Annotated in this window: 25 protein-coding genes and 1 rRNA gene; 24 read left to right on the top strand and 2 right to left on the bottom strand. The window is 45.7% G+C overall.

What is annotated here, in order from left to right; genetic code table 11:
- The first annotated feature begins 37 nt into the window (after positions 1–37).
- The 21 genes from rplR (at position 38) to EDM21_RS22325 (ending at position 13,706) form a co-directional block, all read left to right on the top strand.
- Positions 38–403 carry a 50S ribosomal protein L18 gene (rplR, locus tag EDM21_RS22425; RefSeq protein ID WP_068777691.1) on the top strand — a complete coding sequence of 122 codons (366 nt, stop codon included), beginning with the start codon at positions 38–40 and terminating at the stop codon, positions 401–403.
- Positions 404–432: 29 nt separating this feature from the next.
- Positions 433–930: a 30S ribosomal protein S5 gene (rpsE, locus tag EDM21_RS22420; RefSeq protein ID WP_009676829.1), complete on the top strand. Its 498-nt coding sequence runs from the start codon at positions 433–435 to the stop codon at positions 928–930.
- A gap of 11 nt (positions 931–941) precedes the next feature.
- Complete coding sequence (gene rpmD, locus EDM21_RS22415; protein WP_068777692.1) at positions 942–1,127, top strand: 50S ribosomal protein L30; 186 nt, start codon at positions 942–944, stop codon at positions 1,125–1,127.
- Between the two features lie 31 nt (positions 1,128–1,158).
- Positions 1,159–1,599 (top strand): 50S ribosomal protein L15, encoded by a 441-nt coding sequence (gene rplO, locus EDM21_RS22410; protein WP_157338639.1) that lies wholly within the window; start codon positions 1,159–1,161, stop codon positions 1,597–1,599.
- A complete protein-coding gene (gene secY / locus EDM21_RS22405) occupies positions 1,599–2,906 on the top strand; it encodes a preprotein translocase subunit SecY (RefSeq protein ID WP_068777694.1) in 1,308 nt (435 codons plus the stop codon). The genes rplO and secY overlap by 1 nt, the downstream gene beginning before the upstream one ends.
- Positions 2,907–2,991: 85 nt before the next feature.
- A complete protein-coding gene (locus tag EDM21_RS22400) occupies positions 2,992–3,642 on the top strand; it encodes an adenylate kinase (RefSeq protein WP_068777695.1) in 651 nt (216 codons plus the stop codon).
- Positions 3,642–4,394, top strand: coding sequence for a type I methionyl aminopeptidase (map, locus tag EDM21_RS22395; protein ID WP_157338638.1), 753 nt, complete (start codon positions 3,642–3,644; stop codon positions 4,392–4,394). Before EDM21_RS22400 ends, map begins: the two co-directional genes overlap by 1 nt.
- Position 4,395: 1 nt before the next feature.
- Positions 4,396–4,716 (top strand): KOW domain-containing RNA-binding protein, encoded by a 321-nt coding sequence (locus tag EDM21_RS22390; protein WP_157338637.1) that lies wholly within the window; start codon positions 4,396–4,398, stop codon positions 4,714–4,716.
- A gap of 2 nt (positions 4,717–4,718) precedes the next feature.
- A complete protein-coding gene (gene infA, locus EDM21_RS22385) occupies positions 4,719–4,937 on the top strand; it encodes a translation initiation factor IF-1 (RefSeq protein ID WP_009676800.1) in 219 nt (72 codons plus the stop codon).
- Positions 4,938–5,026: 89 nt separating this feature from the next.
- Entirely contained in the window at positions 5,027–5,140 is a 114-nt protein-coding gene (rpmJ, locus tag EDM21_RS22380) for a 50S ribosomal protein L36 (protein ID WP_003333770.1), read from the top strand.
- Between the two features lie 20 nt (positions 5,141–5,160).
- Entirely contained in the window at positions 5,161–5,529 is a 369-nt protein-coding gene (rpsM, locus tag EDM21_RS22375) for a 30S ribosomal protein S13 (RefSeq protein ID WP_016423661.1), read from the top strand.
- Between the two features lie 21 nt (positions 5,530–5,550).
- Positions 5,551–5,946, top strand: coding sequence for a 30S ribosomal protein S11 (gene rpsK, locus EDM21_RS22370; RefSeq protein ID WP_016423660.1), 396 nt, complete (start codon positions 5,551–5,553; stop codon positions 5,944–5,946).
- Positions 5,947–6,068: 122 nt separating this feature from the next.
- A complete protein-coding gene (locus EDM21_RS22365; RefSeq protein ID WP_068777698.1) occupies positions 6,069–7,013 on the top strand; it encodes a DNA-directed RNA polymerase subunit alpha in 945 nt (314 codons plus the stop codon).
- Between the two features lie 24 nt (positions 7,014–7,037).
- Positions 7,038–7,400 carry a 50S ribosomal protein L17 gene (gene rplQ, locus EDM21_RS22360; protein WP_068777699.1) on the top strand — a complete coding sequence of 121 codons (363 nt, stop codon included), beginning with the start codon at positions 7,038–7,040 and terminating at the stop codon, positions 7,398–7,400.
- A gap of 127 nt (positions 7,401–7,527) precedes the next feature.
- Entirely contained in the window at positions 7,528–8,298 is a 771-nt protein-coding gene (truA, locus tag EDM21_RS22355) for a tRNA pseudouridine(38-40) synthase TruA (protein ID WP_166542139.1), read from the top strand.
- Positions 8,299–8,468: 170 nt separating this feature from the next.
- Positions 8,469–8,906: a 50S ribosomal protein L13 gene (rplM, locus tag EDM21_RS22350; protein ID WP_068777701.1), complete on the top strand. Its 438-nt coding sequence runs from the start codon at positions 8,469–8,471 to the stop codon at positions 8,904–8,906.
- Between the two features lie 20 nt (positions 8,907–8,926).
- Positions 8,927–9,319, top strand: a complete 393-nt coding sequence (gene rpsI, locus EDM21_RS22345) for a 30S ribosomal protein S9 (protein WP_068777702.1) — start codon at positions 8,927–8,929, stop codon at positions 9,317–9,319.
- Positions 9,320–9,770: 451 nt separating this feature from the next.
- On the top strand, positions 9,771–10,463 hold the full coding sequence (locus EDM21_RS22340; protein ID WP_157338635.1) for a phosphoadenylyl-sulfate reductase: 693 nt from the start codon (positions 9,771–9,773) through the stop codon (positions 10,461–10,463).
- Positions 10,464–10,495: 32 nt separating this feature from the next.
- The gene (gene sat / locus EDM21_RS22335) at positions 10,496–11,671 is read left to right on the top strand and encodes a sulfate adenylyltransferase (RefSeq protein ID WP_157338634.1); all 1,176 of its coding nucleotides are present in this window, start codon (positions 10,496–10,498) and stop codon (positions 11,669–11,671) included.
- A gap of 118 nt (positions 11,672–11,789) precedes the next feature.
- On the top strand, positions 11,790–12,548 hold the full coding sequence (cwlD, locus tag EDM21_RS22330) for an N-acetylmuramoyl-L-alanine amidase CwlD (protein WP_157338633.1): 759 nt from the start codon (positions 11,790–11,792) through the stop codon (positions 12,546–12,548).
- A 51-nt stretch (positions 12,549–12,599) separates the two neighbouring features.
- Positions 12,600–13,706 (top strand): Mrp/NBP35 family ATP-binding protein, encoded by a 1,107-nt coding sequence (locus EDM21_RS22325; protein WP_157338632.1) that lies wholly within the window; start codon positions 12,600–12,602, stop codon positions 13,704–13,706.
- A gap of 76 nt (positions 13,707–13,782) precedes the next feature.
- Here EDM21_RS22325 and gerD read toward each other — a convergent pair whose 3' ends face one another.
- Both gerD and pdaB read right to left on the bottom strand, forming a co-directional pair.
- Positions 13,783–14,580 (bottom strand): spore germination lipoprotein GerD, encoded by a 798-nt coding sequence (gene gerD / locus EDM21_RS22320; protein WP_157338631.1) that lies wholly within the window; start codon positions 14,578–14,580, stop codon positions 13,783–13,785.
- A gap of 150 nt (positions 14,581–14,730) precedes the next feature.
- Complete coding sequence (pdaB, locus tag EDM21_RS22315) at positions 14,731–15,513, bottom strand: polysaccharide deacetylase family sporulation protein PdaB (RefSeq protein ID WP_166542138.1); 783 nt, start codon at positions 15,511–15,513, stop codon at positions 14,731–14,733.
- A gap of 101 nt (positions 15,514–15,614) precedes the next feature.
- Between pdaB and EDM21_RS22310 the strand changes: the two genes are divergently transcribed.
- From EDM21_RS22310 to EDM21_RS24765, 3 genes are all read left to right on the top strand, one after another.
- On the top strand, positions 15,615–16,235 hold the full coding sequence (locus EDM21_RS22310) for a stage II sporulation protein M (protein ID WP_235918329.1): 621 nt from the start codon (positions 15,615–15,617) through the stop codon (positions 16,233–16,235).
- A gap of 157 nt (positions 16,236–16,392) precedes the next feature.
- A complete protein-coding gene (locus EDM21_RS25140) occupies positions 16,393–16,611 on the top strand; it encodes a hypothetical protein (RefSeq protein WP_068777709.1) in 219 nt (72 codons plus the stop codon).
- A 324-nt stretch (positions 16,612–16,935) separates the two neighbouring features.
- A 16S ribosomal RNA gene (locus EDM21_RS24765) occupies positions 16,936–17,137 on the top strand; the annotation flags it as partial.

Genomic DNA, 17,137 nt, shown 5'->3' with positions numbered 1-17,137 from the left:
GCCTAACTTCCGAATACAGATGAAAGGAGTACAATCCATGATTACTAAAAGCGATAAGAATAAAGCGCGTCTCAAAAGACATCTGCGTGTTCGCAAGAAAATTCAAGGAACACCAGCGCGTCCTCGCTTGAATATTTTCCGCTCAGCTAAGCATATGTATGCACAACTGATCGATGATGTGAACGGAGTAACACTGGTATCGGCTTCCACTCAGGACAAAGAACTTACAGAGGTTGGCAACGGCGGTAACGTCGAAGCTGCTCGTAAAGTCGGCGAACTGGTTGCGAATCGTGCAAAAGAAAAAGGTGTAAGTGACGTCGTATTCGACCGTAGCGGTTACCTTTACCATGGGCGTGTTCAAGCTTTGGCTGATGCAGCTCGTGAAGCAGGCCTTAAATTTTAAGAAATCCATCTCATAAGGAGGTTAACGACTTGCGTGTAGATCCTAACACTTTAGAGCTGACTGAAAAAGTTGTTCATATTAATCGCGTTGCTAAAGTTGTAAAGGGCGGACGTCGCTTTAGCTTTAGCGCTCTTGTCGTAGTAGGCGACGGTAACGGCTATGTCGGCGCTGGTATCGGTAAAGCTTCTGAAGTTCCTGATGCGATTCGCAAAGGAATTGAAGATGCTAAGAAGAACCTCGTCCACGTTCCTATCGTTGGAACTACGATTCCTCACCTTGTAACTGGTCATTTCGGCGCTGGACGTGTGCTGTTGAAACCAGCATCTGAAGGTACTGGTGTTATTGCTGGCGGCCCTGTTCGTGCAGTTCTCGAACTTGCTGGCGTTGGCGACATTTTAACAAAATCCCTGGGTTCTTCGAACTCCATGAACATGGTGAACGCTACTTTAGAAGGTCTTTCCCGTCTAAAGAAAGCGGAAGAAGTAGCCAAACTTCGCGGCAAAACCGTTGAAGAGTTGATGGGTTAAGGAGGATAAACATGTCTAAACTTCAAATTACCCTTAAGCGTAGTCTGATCGGACGTCCAGAAACACAAAAGAAGACGGTTCAGGCATTGGGTCTTAGAAAGCTGAACCACTCTGTTGTTCAAAACGACAACGAAGCCATTCGCGGCATGATTAATCAAGTCAGCCACCTGGTAGAAGTTAAAGAAATTCAAGCATAATAACCATACTCAAACTGGAGGAGGTGCAACTATGAAATTACATGAGCTTAGCTCTGCAGAAGGCTCCCGTCACACTCGTAAGCGTATAGGTCGCGGTGTAGGTAGCGGACTTGGAAAAACATCCGGACGTGGTCATAAAGGCCAGAACGCTCGCTCCGGCGGTGGTGTTCGTCCAGGCTTTGAGGGTGGTCAAAATCCACTTTACCGTCGTCTTCCGAAACGTGGTTTTGTTAATCCAACCCGTAAGGAATTCGCAATCGTAAACCTTGAGGACCTGAACAGATTTGAAGCTGGTACGGAAGTAACTCCTGAGCTTCTTATGGAAACAGGTATTGTCAAAGCACAAAAAGATGGGATCAAGATTCTTGGGAATGGCGAAATCACTGTAAAGCTTACAGTTAAGGCGAACAAGTTCTCTCAATCTGCGGTGGATAAAATCCAGGCTGCCGGCGGTCAATCCGAGGTGATTTAATGTTCCGCACCCTATCCAACATCTTTAAAGTAGAAGATTTGCGAAAGAGAATCATCTTCACGCTTCTCGTGTTAATCATCTACAGGATCGGTGCCTTTATTCCGGTACCCAACATCAATACGGAGCTCCTGAAGATGCAGGATCAGGCAAGCCAGAATAGTATCTTTGGACTGTTGAACACTTTCTCCGGCGGAGCGCTGTTCCAGTTCTCCATCTTCTCGATGTCGATTTTCCCGTATATTACGGCTTCGATTATCGTACAACTACTGTCCATGGATGTTGTTCCTAAGTTCACACAGTGGGCGAAAGAGGGAGAAGTGGGGAGAAAGAAGTCCACACAGTTCACTCGTTACTTAACGGTTGTCCTTGGTTTGATTCAAGCATTCGGATTCGCAATCGGGTTTAACAACATGAATGCTGGACTAGTAATCAATCCAAGCTTCGCAACCTATGCGATGATCGCTATTGTTCTTACCGCGGGAACTATGTTCCTGATGTGGTTGGGCGAGCAGATCACCGAAAAGGGAATCGGTAACGGAATATCGATTATTATCTTCGCTGGTATCGTGGCTGCGATTCCTACAGGAATCAGTCAGATTTATCAGACACAGTTTGCGAATGCTGGAGATGCCCTGTTCCTTAACATTTTGAAAGTCGTTCTTATTCTGCTCGTATTGATTGCCATTGTTATTGGTGTCATATACGTCCAGCAGGGGATTCGTAAGATTCCTGTTCAATACGCTAAACGTGTTGTAGGACGCAAAATGTACGGTGGACAGAGTACGCACATTCCTTTGAAAGTGAATGCTGCAGGTGTAATCCCAGTAATCTTTGCTGTTTCGCTTCTTCAGTTCCCTACGATTCTTGCCAGCTTCTGGCTTGGGAATCCCGTGGCGGACTGGATCAGCACCAACTTAAACATCAGCACATCAGCGCCGCTAGCGCTTGTACTATACGTATTACTGATTGTAGGTTTCACCTATTTCTACACGTTTGTGCAGATTAATCCGGTGCAAATGGCCGATCAAATGAAGAAGAACGGAGGGTACATTCCTGGCGTTCGTCCTGGTAAACCAACCTCTTCTTATCTGACAAGAATTATGTCGAGAATAACCTTGTCTGGTGCTTTCTTCTTAGCTTTCATCTCCATTCTTCCAATGATCTTCGGATCTCTGGCTGGACTTCCAAGTTCGGTTCAAATTGGCGGTACTTCGCTCCTGATTCTTGTGGGTGTTGCACTGGAGACTTTGAAAACTGTCGAAAGTCAACTGATCAAACGTCATTACAAAGGATTTATCAACAAATAGCAATAGGTTCTGATGTAGGCACTTTGTTGCGGCATCAGCACCTATTGTGCTGTTCGTACTATCAAGTGCCGAAGGAGGGGTAAACATGAACATTTTATTTATGGGTCCTCCTGGTGCGGGTAAAGGTACTCAGGCGGAGAAAATTGTTAGTGAATTCAACATTCCTCACATTTCAACCGGTGATGCCTTTAGGCTGGCAATGAGTCAAGGGACGCCACTCGGCTTAGAAGCAAAATCCTATGTCGATCAAGGCAAACTTGTTCCAGACGAAATCACGAATGGTATCGTTCGTGAACGTCTTCAGCAGCCGGATTGCGATAAAGGATTTCTTCTGGATGGCTTCCCTAGAACAATTGCTCAAGCGGAAGCACTTGAAGAGATTCTGGATTCGCTCGGTAAGCGCATCGACCATGTCATTAATTTGACGGTTGACCGCAGCTTCTTGCTGGCCAGACTGACCGGCCGTCGCATCTGTAAATCGTGTGGCGCTACGTATCACGTATTGTTCAATCCTCCGAAGCAGGAAGGCGTATGCGATAAATGCTCCGGTGAATTGTATCAAAGATCTGATGATACGGAAGAAAAAGTCGGAACCCGCTTGGACGAATACACGTCGAAGACAGCACCGCTTCTTGAGTACTACCAGAAACGCAATGTACTGCGTGAGGTTGATGGGGAACAGGATATCCATGATGTAACTTCCCAAATCAGTTCATTGCTGCGGGGTCATTCTTAATGATCATTTGTAAGTCCGAAGTTGAATTGGACCTTATGCGGGAAGCCGGTCGGATTGTAGCAGATACGCACGTTAGGTTGAAGCAAGCTATTCGTCCCGGTATAACCACGAAGGAACTTGATAAAATCGCTGAGGAATACATCCGCAGTCAAGGAGCCGTACCATCTTTCAAAGGCTACAATGGTTTCTCTGGCAGCATCTGCACTTCAGTCAACGAAGAATTGGTGCACGGTATTCCCGGTAACCGTAAACTGGTCGAGGGTGACATTATCAGCATTGATATCGGGGCACAATATAAGGGATATCATGGTGATTCCGCCTGGACCTATGGAGTCGGGGAGATTTCTGAAACCGCACAGAAGCTTCTGGAAGTTACTGAACGATCGCTGTATGCCGGATTGGCGGAAGCCAGACCGGATGCTCGGCTGTATACGATCTCACATGCCATACAGCAAGTCATAGAAGACGCCGGATTTTCAGTGGTGCGCGAATATGTCGGTCACGGTATCGGCACTGAGCTGCATGAAGCCCCACAAATTCCGAACTATGGAATTCGAGACAAGGGCCCTCGCCTCAAGCCGGGGATGGTTCTTGCGATCGAACCTATGGTCAACGTCGGACAGCGTTACGTAAAGACACTTGATGATGATTGGACCGTTGTTACCACGGACAGCTCTTTATGCGCCCATTTTGAACATACTATCGCCATTACGGTAAACGGTTATGAAATACTAACCCAACTGAAGGTTTAGAATGGAGAAATCGGTGGATCAGGGATCGCTGCCCCAAACCGGTCAAATCGTAAAGATACTTCGAGGCAAAGATCAAGGTCAGTATGCAGTTATTATCCGCGTTGAAGACAGTAAATTCGTATGGATTGCTGACGGGGATAAGCGCAGATTCGACCAGCCGAAGAAGAAGAATGTTCAACATCTTCAACTTCAGCTTGCGATCAGTGGAGAAGTATCCAGAAGTTTAACGGAAAGCAGCCGTGTTACGAATGCTAAGTTAAGACATGCGGTGAATATATTTATCGACAGTCTACAATCTGATGCAGATGAGAAAGGAGAATGACCGTGGCAAAAGAAGATGTTATTGAGGTGGAAGGTACAGTAATTGAACCCCTTCCGAATGCAATGTTTAAGGTAGAACTTGAGAACGGACATAAGATACTGGCCCACGTTTCAGGTAAAATCAGAATGCATTTCATTCGTATTCTACCTGGTGATAAGGTTACCGTAGAACTATCCCCTTATGACTTGACGAGAGGTCGCATAACCTATCGGTTCAAATAAATAGCAAGAGACGCCGCAGTCTTAACCGACATCGCGGCCAACCCTTACGAAGCAAGTTTGCGGTGGCAAACTCTCAGGAGGTAATAAACATGAAGGTAAGACCGTCGGTCAAGCCAATTTGCGAGAAATGCAAAGTCATTCGCCGCAAAGGCAATGTTATGGTAATTTGCGAAAATCCGAAACATAAACAAAAACAAGGCTAAAAGGAGGTGCACGTTCAACAATGGCACGTATTGCTGGTGTAGACTTACCACGCGACAAACGCGTTGAAATCGCATTGACGTACATTTTCGGTATCGGTAAAACCACTTCTCAGAAAGTTCTGAGTCAAACTGGCGTTGACGCATCTACTCGTGTTCGCGACCTCACTGAAGAAGAAGTAAGCAAAATTCGTGAAGTCATCGACAAAACGATTAAAGTAGAAGGCGACCTACGTCGTGAAATCGCCCTGAACATTAAGCGCCTGGTAGAAATCGGCTGCTATCGTGGTATCCGTCATCGCCGTGGCCTGCCTGTTCGTGGTCAACGTACGAAAACAAACGCACGTACGCGTAAAGGTCCTCGTCGTACTGTAGCTAACAAGAAGAAATAATAAAGGGGGTTAGAGTGAACAATGGCTAAACCTAAAAAGGTCGTCCGTACGAAACGTCGTGACCGTAAGAATATTGAATCCGGTGTGGCGCACATCCGCTCCACATTCAACAATACAATCGTAACCATTACGGATCCACATGGTAATGCGCTGTCTTGGGCAAGCGCAGGTAACCTGGGATTCAAAGGTTCCCGTAAAAGCACACCATTTGCAGCACAAATGGCAGCTGAATCTGCTGCTAGAGCAGCAATGGAGCACGGTCTGAAAGTTGTTGAAGTCATGGTTAAAGGTCCTGGTGCCGGCCGTGAAGCAGCAATCCGTTCTTTGCAGGCAGCTGGTCTAGAAGTCAACCTGATTAAGGACGTAACACCAATTCCTCATAACGGTTGCCGTCCTCCAAAACGTCGTCGCGTATAATTTAGAAGTCGGCATGTGGTATAAATATTCTAAACATGTGAATAATGATGTTGAAGGATTGGCATACTACATCGTTTATGGATTGTTCCAGGGTAACGACGTTTTGAAGGAGGGTTAATTTCATGATCGAAATCGAAAAACCAAAAATAGAGACCGTATCTTTAAGTGAAGACGGGGCTTACGGCAAATTCGTCGTAGAACCGCTGGAACGCGGATACGGAACCACATTAGGTAACTCACTACGTCGTATCTTATTGTCCTCGCTGCCGGGTGCTGCGGTCAGCTCCGTACAAATCGACGGAGTTCTTCATGAATTCTCGACTATTCCGGGAGTTATGGAGGACGTAACCGAGATTATTCTGAACCTGAAAGGACTTTCTTTGAAAATCCATTCAGATGAAGAAAAAGTATTGGAGATCGACGCCGAAGGAGAAGGTAGAATCACAGCCGCTGATATTCGCGCAGATAGTGATGTGGAGATCTTGAACCCGGATCTTCATATCGCCACTCTTTCGTCGGATTCTCGTCTTCATATGAGAATCCATGCGAACAGAGGCCGCGGTTATGTGCCGGCTGATAAGAACAAACGGGATGAGCAGCTGATTGGCCTTATTCCGGTTGATTCGATCTACACTCCGATTACCCGTGTAAACTACAGTGTGGAGAACACACGTGTAGGCCAGGTAACAAACTACGACAAACTAACCCTCGAAGTGTGGTCGGACGGAAGTATTCGCCCTGAGGAAGCAGTTAGTCTAGGAGCGAAGATCCTGACGGAACACCTAATGCTCTTTGTTGGATTAACCGATGAAGCTAAAGACGCTGAAATTATGGTCGAAAAAGAAGAAGATAAGAAAGAAAAAGTTCTGGAGATGACCATTGAAGAACTCGATCTTTCTGTTCGTTCTTATAACTGTTTGAAGCGTGCCGGTATTAATACCGTGCAAGAGCTCATCACCAAAACCGAAGAAGATATGATGAAAGTGCGTAACCTCGGCCGTAAATCTCTTGAAGAAGTTCAAGAGAAGCTCGAAGAGCTTGGTCTTGGCCTGCGTACTGAAGAATAATCACCTCAGAAGGAGGGTTAAGACATGGCATACCAAAAGTTGGGTCGTGATTCTAGCGCACGGAAAGCATTGTTCCGTGACTTGGTAACGGACCTGTTCATAAACGAACGCATTCAAACAACAGAAGCAAAAGCGAAGGAAGTTCGTTCTATCGCCGAGAAGCTTATTACATTAGCTAAACGCGGAGATCTGCATGCTCGTCGTCAAGCGGCTGCATTTGTTCGTCGTGAATCTGCAGGGGATCAGGATGCTATCCAGAAATTATTCTCTGAGCTTGCTACTCGCTATGCTGAGCGTCCAGGTGGATACACTCGTATCCTTAAACTAGGACCTCGTCGCGGCGATGCTGCTCCTATGGTATATCTGGAACTGGTAGACCGGGCGTAACAAAGGATGGGAAAGGGTGGACAGAATCGTATGATTCTGCTGAAGCCCTTTTTTTGTAATCTGATTCGATTACAGTCCTTGGGTTACCCGCTCACCTGTCCGTTTGTTCATACGGAGGGTCTTGTTCGTGAGAAATATACGCTTAACGGTAAGTTATGATGGCACCTCGTACTCGGGATTTCAGACACAGCCGCATGGGAAAACGGTCCAGGATCATCTGGAGCGAGCCATTTGGATGTTGTCCGGGGAAACGGTGAAGATCACCTCTTCGGGGCGTACGGACGCTGGCGTTCACGCTCGTGCTCAGGTGATCAATTTCACTACGGCTTCCCAAATACCCGCGGAACGCTGGTGCCTTGCTCTTAATTCCAGGCTTCCGAAAGACATCGTGGCACTTTGTGCGGATGAAGTGCCCCTGTCTTTTCATTCCCGCAGATCTGCTAAACGAAAAACATACACATATACCATCCGTATTGCACGGATGCCGGATGTTTTTAACCGCCGCTATCAATACCATCATCACAGTCCACTCAACGTGGAGGCCATGAGAGACGCGCTAGCGGCTATTATAGGCCAGCATGATTTTTCCTCGTTCTGTTCGATCAGAACCGTAACCGAATCGCGCATACGCACGATATACGACGCTTGGATTGATGAAGAGCCCGATCTAATGTCTGGAGGAGCCGAGGGAACAGGGCAGCTTAAGTTTTATTTCTGTGGAAACGGCTTCTTGTACAATATGGTAAGGATTCTTGTGGGAACATTAATACAAGTCGGAGAAGGCAAACGCTCAGCTGATGACATGGCTGCGATTTTGAGGGGACGTAACCGGGCACTCGCGGGACCGACAGCAGTGGCTCAAGGACTGATGCTGTGGAATGTAGAATATGCAGATTAGTTTAATTTAATTCTTGCTATTCCCTGGACTATGCTGTAAAATATGTGATGGTGTTTCTTGAAGGGCTACCCCACGGCCCCGTCTTCAAGTCGCCATTGACATGACGTAATTTAACCTATGAATGTGTTAGTTAATAAGGTTTTAGATATATTTTCTAGGAGGATCAAAGCATGCGTACCACATATATGGCTAAGTCCAATGAAGTAGAACGCAAATGGTACATCATTGATGCTACCGGCAAGACGCTCGGACGTCTTGCAAGCGAAGCTGCAAGCATTATCCGCGGCAAGCATAAGCCGCAATTCACACCGCACGTGGATACTGGTGATTTTGTTGTTATTATCAATGCAGAGAAGATTCATCTGACTGGTAACAAACTTCAGGATAAGAAATACTACCGTCACTCCATGCACCCAGGTGGTCTGAAAGTTACAACGGCGCAGGAAATGCTGAATAAAAAGCCTGAACGTGTACTGGAACTTGCTATTCATGGCATGCTTCCAAAGACTCGTCTGGGTAACGCAATGAAGTTGAAGTTGAAAGTATATGCAGGTGCGGAGCATCCACACCAAGCACAACAACCAGAAGTTTGGGAACTTCAGGGTTAATTGAAAGGGAGGACTGACTTGTGGCACAAGTTCAATACTACGGAACCGGTCGTCGTAAGCATTCGGTAGCACGTGTACGTCTCGTACCGGGCGAAGGACGCATCGTCATCAACAAGCGTGACCTGAACGAATACTTCGGTCTGGAGACGCTGAAACTGATCGTGAAACAACCTTTGGCGCTGACTGAAACAATCGGTAAGTACGATGTACTCGTACTGACTAACGGCGGTGGAATGAGCGGACAAGCCGGCGCAATCCGCCATGGCATTTCCCGCGCATTGCTTAAAGCAGATCCTGAGTTCCGCGGATCTCTGAAGCGTGCAGGATTCCTGACTCGTGATCCTCGTATGAAGGAACGTAAGAAGTACGGCTTGAAAGCAGCTCGTCGTGCACCTCAGTTCTCGAAACGTTAAGATCGGTATACAAACAACCCTTCTTTGTACACTTTCATGGTGTGCAGGGAAGGGTTTTTATATTTTTAAGCCCTCAATTGTAATGATGGCTTATCGATCACTTTTTCATTGCAAGATAAGTGTCTGTAAGTAAAGCGCATAGCACCCAATCAATTAGTCCTTATATCAATAGGTATGTCCAAAATACAGTTTCAATACTCGTTACAATATCGAACAGCCCAGCTTGCATGGATTACACCACGCTTTTTCTCAATTTATAATTTATGCGCATATCAGACCCAACAAATCCTCTTTTTTACCTCCCTATCTATAGGAACAATCCGATCTTTTATTCAATATGATATAAAGCCATGAAAATAGTTATTGACTTCATCAGGAAGTGAATTATAATAATGGTAAATAATAAAACATATACGTATACTCGGATTTAACTAACGGGAGGACATTAGATATGAACTTATTGGAGAAAGAGTCTTTGGTAGCTAAGGCTGCAATAGAATTTGAAAATCAATCACCAGAAGAGCTTATCCGCTGGGCTGTACAAACATTTCCTAACATCACATTAGCCTGCAGCTTTGGTGCTGAAGATGTCGTGTTAGTGGATATGCTTCAGAAAGTAAGTCCTGAGACCGATATTTTTTATTTGGATACAAACGTACATTTTCAAGAGACCTACGAAACTAGGGATCGTCTTCAGAACCATTATCAGAAGTCCTTTATTCAGGTTCTTCCTAAACTTACTCTTGAAGAGCAAGCTGCTCAATATGGGGCGGATCTGTGGCTTTCTAAGCCCAATGAATGCTGCGGGATTCGCAAAGTCGATCCTCTGACGGATATTCTGAAGAATTACGATGCCTGGATTACCGGAATTCGCCGGGATCAAGCGCCTACCAGGGCAAATGCTAAAAAAGTGGAATATGATGTAAAGTTCGGATTAATCAAATTTAATCCTATCGCGAACTGGACATCCGAGGATGTTTGGGAATATATACGCGCTAACGGTATTATTTACAATGCACTCCATGATCGAAATTACCCGAGTATCGGTTGCAGCCATTGTACCAAAGAGGTCGCACCTGGTGAGGACCCAAGGGCAGGACGCTGGGCTGGTAATGAGAAGACCGAGTGCGGACTTCATAAATAAACAAATCGAACCAAGACAAAGGAGAATATACGATGACATCTCCAATTGCTCCACACGGAGGCTCTTTAATTAATCGCATTGTGGTAGGAACAGATCGTGATGATTTGCTGAGAATAGCATTAGACCTCCCACAGCTAAAAGTAAATGCTTGGACACTGTCCGATTTGGATCTTATAGCTGTTGGTGCATTCTCTCCATTAACCGGATTCCTTGAAGAAAACGACTATCTGTCGGTAGTAGAGAATATGCGCCTGGCAGACGGTACAGTATGGAGTATACCTATAACCTTGGCTGTTGAAGAAACAATAGCTCAGAGCCTAGTTATCGGCTCTCAGGTGGCCCTTGTAGGGGAAGACAATACGACTTATGCCATCCTCGATGTGAACAGCATATATAAAGCCGATCAAGAGCGTGAATCGTTGCGCGTATTTGGAACCCATGATCAAGAACATCCGGGTGTTCAGAAACTGTTATCCAGGCCAGCAACTTATATCGGTGGGCCTATTCGTATGCTGAACAGACCCCGTCCGGAGAAGTTTGACGAATTTTACTTTGATCCCGCCGAGACACGCCGTATCTTTGCGGAGAAGAATTGGAGAACGATCGTCGGCTTCCAGACGCGTAATCCTGTACACAGAGCTCATGAATATATTCAAAAGTCCGCAATGGAAATTGTGGATGCTTTATTCCTTAACCCTCTGGTGGGGGAAACGAAGTCGGATGATATATCTGCGGATGTAAGAATGAAAAGCTACCTTGTTCTTCTAGAAAATTACTATCCGCAAGATCGCGCGTTCTTAGGCGTATTTCCTGCCGCTATGCGTTACGCTGGTCCTAGAGAAGCCATCTTCCATGCGCTTGTCCGTAAAAACTATGGCTGTACCCACTTTATCGTAGGTAGAGATCATGCTGGTGTAGGGGATTACTATGGAACCTACGAAGCCCAAGATATATTCCGTAACTTCACGGCAGAAGAGATTGGGATAACCCCTCTTTTCTTTGAACACAGTTTCTTTTGCACGAAGTGCGGTAATATGGCCTCGAGTAAGACTTGTCCTCACGATAAGGTGGATCATATGCATTTATCGGGTACCAAAGTCCGTGCGCTGCTTAGAGACGGGCAATGCCCTCCTAAGGAATTTACACGGCCTGAAGTTGCCCGTGTTCTTATTGAAGGGATGTCAGAGCAAACTGCTTTAACGACATAATTGTTTTCTAAACAGTCTATATTCGCGCTCTCATATACGGCTTAAGTTCATAAGGTATAATTGTCCACCCTGTCCCATATAGATGAAAAGAATCTATGGGAACAGAGGTGGATTTTTCATGCGGAGACCTAGAAAAAGATTAGTCGTGTGGTTGACTTGGGATAGCAGTATTAGAATTGTGATGGCCGCTCTGCTGGTCGTCCTTATGACCTTCATGTATACCTATGAACTTCCCTCTACAAGAACATGGAGTGAATGGTCCATGCCTCTCTCCGGAAAAACGATTGCTTTGGATGCTGGCCACGGCGGGCCTGATGGGGGTGCAGTCAGTCAATCCGGTGTTATTGAGAAAGATATTAATTTGGCCATTACGCTCTATTTACGCGATTATTTGCAGCAGGCGGGGGCGCTGGTTGTGTTAACCCGAGAAACAGACACGGATCTAGCACAGGAAGGAACTAAGGGTCTTAGCCGTCGCAAGACCGAAGATTTACTTACTCGCGCCGAATATATCAACAGTAAAAAGGCCGATATGTTTGTAAGTATTCATTTAAACAGCTATCCTTCTCCCAAATGGAGCGGCGCCCAAACCTTTTACTATCCCAATCATCCCGATAACGCTTCTCTATCCAAGCTGATCCAAGAAGAATTAAAAAAAAATCTGGAGAATACCGAGCGGGTGCCAAAGCAGGCGGACAAAGGAGTTTACTTACTAAAAACACTGAAGATGCCAAGTGCACTTGTGGAAGTCGGATTTTTATCCAATCCGGAGGAGTCACGTATGCTGGCAGATGATAAATATCAGAAGAAAGTGGCGGCATCTATTTATCAGGGAGTTTTAAGGTATTTTTCAGGGGAGAAAGTGCGTTCCTCCTAATGGGTATGCTATAATAATCTGAATAGAAATAAGCCTACCGAGGTGGAATGCATGGTGACCAAAGAGCTTATCCGGCAAGCACTCCAGCCGATTATAGACCCTGAGTACAAAGCATCAGTCGTAGATCTAAACTTCGTCAAAGACGTGGTCATTAAGGAAAACAGAATCTCTCTGACCTGTGTCCTGACCTCTTCAGATGAAGCCTATAAAGCCTCACTGCAGAGCCAAATCCAGGATGCCCTTGCTTCAGTTGGGGCGGATCAGATTCATATCCGGTTTCGCGAAATTACGGATTATGAGAAGAACCAGCTTGCAGAACTAGGAAATGCCCCTGGGAATGGGGAATCCGAGGGAAGTGACGCGGCGCAGAGTCAACATGCAGCGGCCCCTCTTCTGGATCCGCAATCTCCTGTGCAATTTATCGCGATAGCCAGCGGTAAAGGGGGCGTCGGCAAATCTACGGTAACCGCTAATTTAGCTGTCGCTCTTGCTCGTCTGGGTAAGAAAGTCGGCATCATGGATGCTGATATATATGGATTTAGCATCCCGGACATGATGGGGATCGAAGAGCAGCCTCAGTTAATCGATAACAGGATCCATCCCGTTGTGAAATTCGGTGTAAAAGTAATCTCAATGGGATTCTTTGTAGAAGATAATTCACCGGTTATATGGCGCGGCCCTATGCTGGGCAAAATGCTCCATAATTTCTTCCACGAAGTGGATTGGGGAGAACTGGATTACCTTCTTCTCGATTTGCCGCCAGGCACAGGGGATATTGCGCTGGATCTTCATCAGTTGCTGCCTCAAAGCAAAGAAATCTTGGTTACGACCCCGCATGCTACAGCAGCATTCGTGGCTGCAAGGGCTGGCGCAATGGCGGTACAGACGCAGCATGATATTATTGGCGTAGTAGAGAACATGGCCTATTACGAATGTTCGAAATGTGGCGAGAAGGATTATGTATTCGGCCGGGGCGGCGGTGCAATGCTCGCCGAACAGCTTCATACTAAACTGCTCGCTCAAATCCCGCTCGGAGCTCCAGTTAATCACGTATCCGAAGCGGACTTCTCTCCTTCGGTTTATAAAGCTGATTCAAAGTCAGGCGGTATTTATCTGGAACTGGCAGCTAATGTTATTGAAGAATTGCAAAAGAACTGATGCATCTGCATCAGTTCTTTTTTATTTCTGCTTGTACCGCTCTGCCGGATTTCATTTAATCGGGTATAATCCGGGGTTACTGATCATCTTCCTTTTTCTTATCCTTTTCTTCCTGGCTGGATTCATCATCTTTGCTTTTATCACTCTGACCGCTATCCTGGCTCTGTTCCTGCTTGTTCTGTTGATCCCCCTGGCCGCTTTGTCCTCCTTGGCCGCCGCCTTGGCCACCCTGACCGCCCTGACCGCCCTGACCGCCTTGTTCGCCTTTTCCGCTCTCTCCGCCCGAACTCTTAGGTATAATCCCTTCTTCCATGACTTTCTTCATCATGGTGAACACCTGAGCTTGGAATATAGGACTCTGGAAAGATTCCTGGATCACATTCATCATCTGCTGACGGTATTGGGCCGAGCGGGTCATATCCATCATCAGCTGCTCGTACTCCGGATTCTTCATGACTTGAAGCAGTTGTTTCTGATATTCAGGATCCTTCATCAAATCCTTATGGAGCTGCTTATCCTGGGTGCTGACCGCTTTTGCGAAATCACCGGCAAATTTAGGATCCTTCATCATATCCCGGATAAACTTGCTGCTCTCCGTGTTTGTCAGTACATCTTTAACGGCTGTCTGCATCTGAAGCTTGTCTCCTTCTGACATCGCCTTCAGTGAAGATCCGCCACTGGCACCGGCACCGGCTTTTTCTATAGCCGCCCGGCCCTCATCAGATTTCAGAATATCGAGTACCATCGATTTGGTTTCTTTATAATTGCTTTGGGAAGATGAAGACCCCTGTGAAGAGGTCTCCGATCCGCATGAAGATAAGAGCAGGATGACGGCGGTTAAGACAGGAACAAAACGCATCCGTTTTCTGTTCATGGCGCACACAAACTCCCTTCCCCTCTGTTAATGGACTTAGTATGCGTGGGGGGGAGGTTTTTCATCATTAAACGGGATGGTTGATTACTGAGAATGATGGTCAATTATGGCCGGTATCCGAGGTTAATTAACATCTTTCCGATGCCTTTATCAATAGACCTGCTTAAAAGACTTTTCTTCCACCGGCTTGTTTTCCGTTTGGGCCTGTTTCATCAGCTCGCTTACGGTTACAAACTCATAACCCTTACTGCGCAGTTGTTCAATAATAGCGGGTAAGGCTTCATGAGTCTGCTTGCAGGAATCGCTGGCGTGCAGCAGAACAATATCACCTGGATGTGCTTTGTTTACGACACGGTTAATAATTTGGTCAACACCAGGGTTCTTCCAGTCCAATGAGTCGGTATCCCACTGAATGACCCTGTAGCCAAGCTGATCAGCAATAGAAAGAACGCGTTTATCAAAATCACCATTAGGCAAGCGGATCAAATTGGGCGCTTTTCCGGTTATATCTTCAAGGACTCCGTGAGCAGTTTGGATTTGCTTCCGGATTTCTTCGTCTCCAAGACTGCTGTAGTTAACGTGCTTATGACCGTGGCTTCCAATCTCATACCCGCTTTTAACGATACGGTTGACGGTGTCGGGGTGACTTTTACTCCAAGGAGAAGACAAGAAGAAAGTGGCGTTCTTAACTCCTTTTTGTTCGAGAATGTCCAGAATAGGATCCGTACGGACTTCTCCCCATGAGATGTCAAAAGTCAGCGCGATCTGTTTCTTTTCCGTCTTTACGTTGTAAATAGCCGCGGGAGCGCCGCTTGAGAAAACAGTCATGTTTTCACGTTCCGAATAAACAATACCTGCAGCGAACATAACGGCCACCGTTATAAAAACGGTTTGTTTCATTTTTTTTCCGCTATACACATAAAAATGACTCACGCTTCAACAGCCTCCTTCGTCCTGGGCTTGTATTCCGGCTTAGTAAAATGTATGCTCGTACCAATAACTTATGCGTGAATATGGAAAGGAGGATTAAGGATTTGAAGAAATTGCAATGGAAGGCGTTATTCCGCCACATGGGGGAGATGAAGCATTATCTAATTGCCTCGACGTTAGTTTTTGTGGCAGGTTTAGTGCTTGGCGTCCAATATTCAGACCGGTTTCAGGTGTTTCTTGATCAGCAATTGGCTGGGATGGAACAGCTTGTAGGTTTAGTTAAAGAGAAGGACAATCAAAGCCTCTGGCTGTTTATCATTATTTTTCTGAATAACGCCATCAAATCGTTGATGTTTGTATATCTGGGGCTTTTCTTTGGTATTATTCCTTTAATGGTCCTGTTAGTGAATGGACTTATTTTGGGGTATGTCATCGATTATCAACTTCAAGAGCAAAGCATTTCATTTATTCTAAAAGGATTGCTTCCCCACGGAATTTTTGAAATTCCGGCCATTATTGTGGCCTGCGCATATGGAATTCGATTAGGGATGCTGGTGATCCAAATGCTCGGAACGATGTTCACACCAAGCAAAAACGGGAAGATTGCTGCCGAGTTTAAGCGCGTCCTGGGACTTACCAAACCGCTTATTCTTCTTGTAGTAGGGACGCTTCTGTTCGCAGCGTTAGTTGAAAGTACGGTTACTCTCTGGCTATTAAGTAAATAAAAATTGTAAAATATTTCTTGGACCCCGTCATAAAATGCTCAAAACATGAGCATAACAGTAAAGCGGAACGGATGCCGGATCAACAAACTAAAATTCTGGCGGCGTTCCGGTTATTTTCTTCTGTTAGCATATGTTGAGAGGGGTTCGGATTACATTGATGCTAGGTTTTCTTTTTAACGAACGGGAGTGTAGAGAGCTTGATTACGTCCTCCGCAAAGAATTGGATGAAATGTTGTTTGATCTCAATGATAAAAGAATGGATCAAGAAATAAAGAAAGCCATTGAATCCCGTTACAAAGTTATCTTTCGGATGTATGCAAGACTTGCTTCGCCTAGGGAAATATCCAAATATGCACGTAATCGGGTACAGCATTAAATTATCCTTGACACCAGAGAACGATTCATGGTAAATTCTAATTCGCTGATTCAGTACTTATTCGGACAAGCTGATTAAGAAAAATAAATTTTAAAAAAAGCTTGCAATGAATAACTGATCTGTGTTATATTAAAAAAGTCGCCGCTGAGACATTAGTGGAAACGACAAGAACTGACAAAGTTCAAAATTGTCCTTTGAAAACTGAACAACGAGTGATTGAAACGTCTTGAGCAATCAGGACGCTAAACAGAGAAGAAATTCTCGTCAGCATTGAAATTTTTGAGCTATTCAGCTTGAGATAAACGTCGGCTTCGGCCGACACCCTTATCGGAGAGTTTGATCCTGGCTCAGGACGAACGCTGGCGGCGTGCCTAATACATGCAAGTCGAGCGGAATTGATGAAGTGCTTGCACTTCTGAGATTTAGCGGCGGACGGGTGAGTAACACGTAGGTAACCTGCCTGTAAGATCGGGATAACTACCGGAAACGGTAGCTAAGACCGGATAAGTGACCTCCTCGCATGGNC

Source organism: Paenibacillus lutrae (assembly GCF_009757775.1).
In the GTDB taxonomy this organism is placed as follows: domain Bacteria; phylum Bacillota; class Bacilli; order Paenibacillales; family NBRC-103111; genus Paenibacillus_F; species Paenibacillus_F lutrae.
Note: the sequence above shows the minus strand (reverse complement) of the source record. Positions and strands in the feature narration are given on the sequence as shown.

What these genes read in the sequence shown, in the direction of transcription:
- EDM21_RS22340 (WP_157338635.1), top strand. Translation starts at nt 9,771, where the DNA reads ATGAACTTATTGGAGAAAGAGTCTTTGGTAGCTAAGGCTGCAATAGAA.
- rplR (WP_068777691.1), top strand. Translation starts at nt 38, where the DNA reads ATGATTACTAAAAGCGATAAGAATAAAGCGCGTCTCAAAAGACATCTG.
- EDM21_RS22400 (WP_068777695.1), top strand. Translation starts at nt 2,992, where the DNA reads ATGAACATTTTATTTATGGGTCCTCCTGGTGCGGGTAAAGGTACTCAG.
- sat (WP_157338634.1), top strand. Translation starts at nt 10,496, where the DNA reads ATGACATCTCCAATTGCTCCACACGGAGGCTCTTTAATTAATCGCATT.
- rpmJ (WP_003333770.1), top strand. Translation starts at nt 5,027, where the DNA reads ATGAAGGTAAGACCGTCGGTCAAGCCAATTTGCGAGAAATGCAAAGTC.
- rplO (WP_157338639.1), top strand. Translation starts at nt 1,159, where the DNA reads ATGAAATTACATGAGCTTAGCTCTGCAGAAGGCTCCCGTCACACTCGT.
- rpmD (WP_068777692.1), top strand. Translation starts at nt 942, where the DNA reads ATGTCTAAACTTCAAATTACCCTTAAGCGTAGTCTGATCGGACGTCCA.
- rplM (WP_068777701.1), top strand. Translation starts at nt 8,469, where the DNA reads ATGCGTACCACATATATGGCTAAGTCCAATGAAGTAGAACGCAAATGG.
- EDM21_RS22365 (WP_068777698.1), top strand. Translation starts at nt 6,069, where the DNA reads ATGATCGAAATCGAAAAACCAAAAATAGAGACCGTATCTTTAAGTGAA.
- gerD (WP_157338631.1), bottom strand. Translation starts at nt 14,580, where the DNA reads ATGAACAGAAAACGGATGCGTTTTGTTCCTGTCTTAACCGCCGTCATC.
- secY (WP_068777694.1), top strand. Translation starts at nt 1,599, where the DNA reads ATGTTCCGCACCCTATCCAACATCTTTAAAGTAGAAGATTTGCGAAAG.
- rpsK (WP_016423660.1), top strand. Translation starts at nt 5,551, where the DNA reads ATGGCTAAACCTAAAAAGGTCGTCCGTACGAAACGTCGTGACCGTAAG.
- cwlD (WP_157338633.1), top strand. Translation starts at nt 11,790, where the DNA reads ATGCGGAGACCTAGAAAAAGATTAGTCGTGTGGTTGACTTGGGATAGC.
- EDM21_RS22390 (WP_157338637.1), top strand. Translation starts at nt 4,396, where the DNA reads ATGGAGAAATCGGTGGATCAGGGATCGCTGCCCCAAACCGGTCAAATC.
- EDM21_RS22325 (WP_157338632.1), top strand. Translation starts at nt 12,600, where the DNA reads ATGGTGACCAAAGAGCTTATCCGGCAAGCACTCCAGCCGATTATAGAC.
- map (WP_157338638.1), top strand. Translation starts at nt 3,642, where the DNA reads ATGATCATTTGTAAGTCCGAAGTTGAATTGGACCTTATGCGGGAAGCC.
- rplQ (WP_068777699.1), top strand. Translation starts at nt 7,038, where the DNA reads ATGGCATACCAAAAGTTGGGTCGTGATTCTAGCGCACGGAAAGCATTG.
- EDM21_RS25140 (WP_068777709.1), top strand. Translation starts at nt 16,393, where the DNA reads ATGCTAGGTTTTCTTTTTAACGAACGGGAGTGTAGAGAGCTTGATTAC.
- rpsM (WP_016423661.1), top strand. Translation starts at nt 5,161, where the DNA reads ATGGCACGTATTGCTGGTGTAGACTTACCACGCGACAAACGCGTTGAA.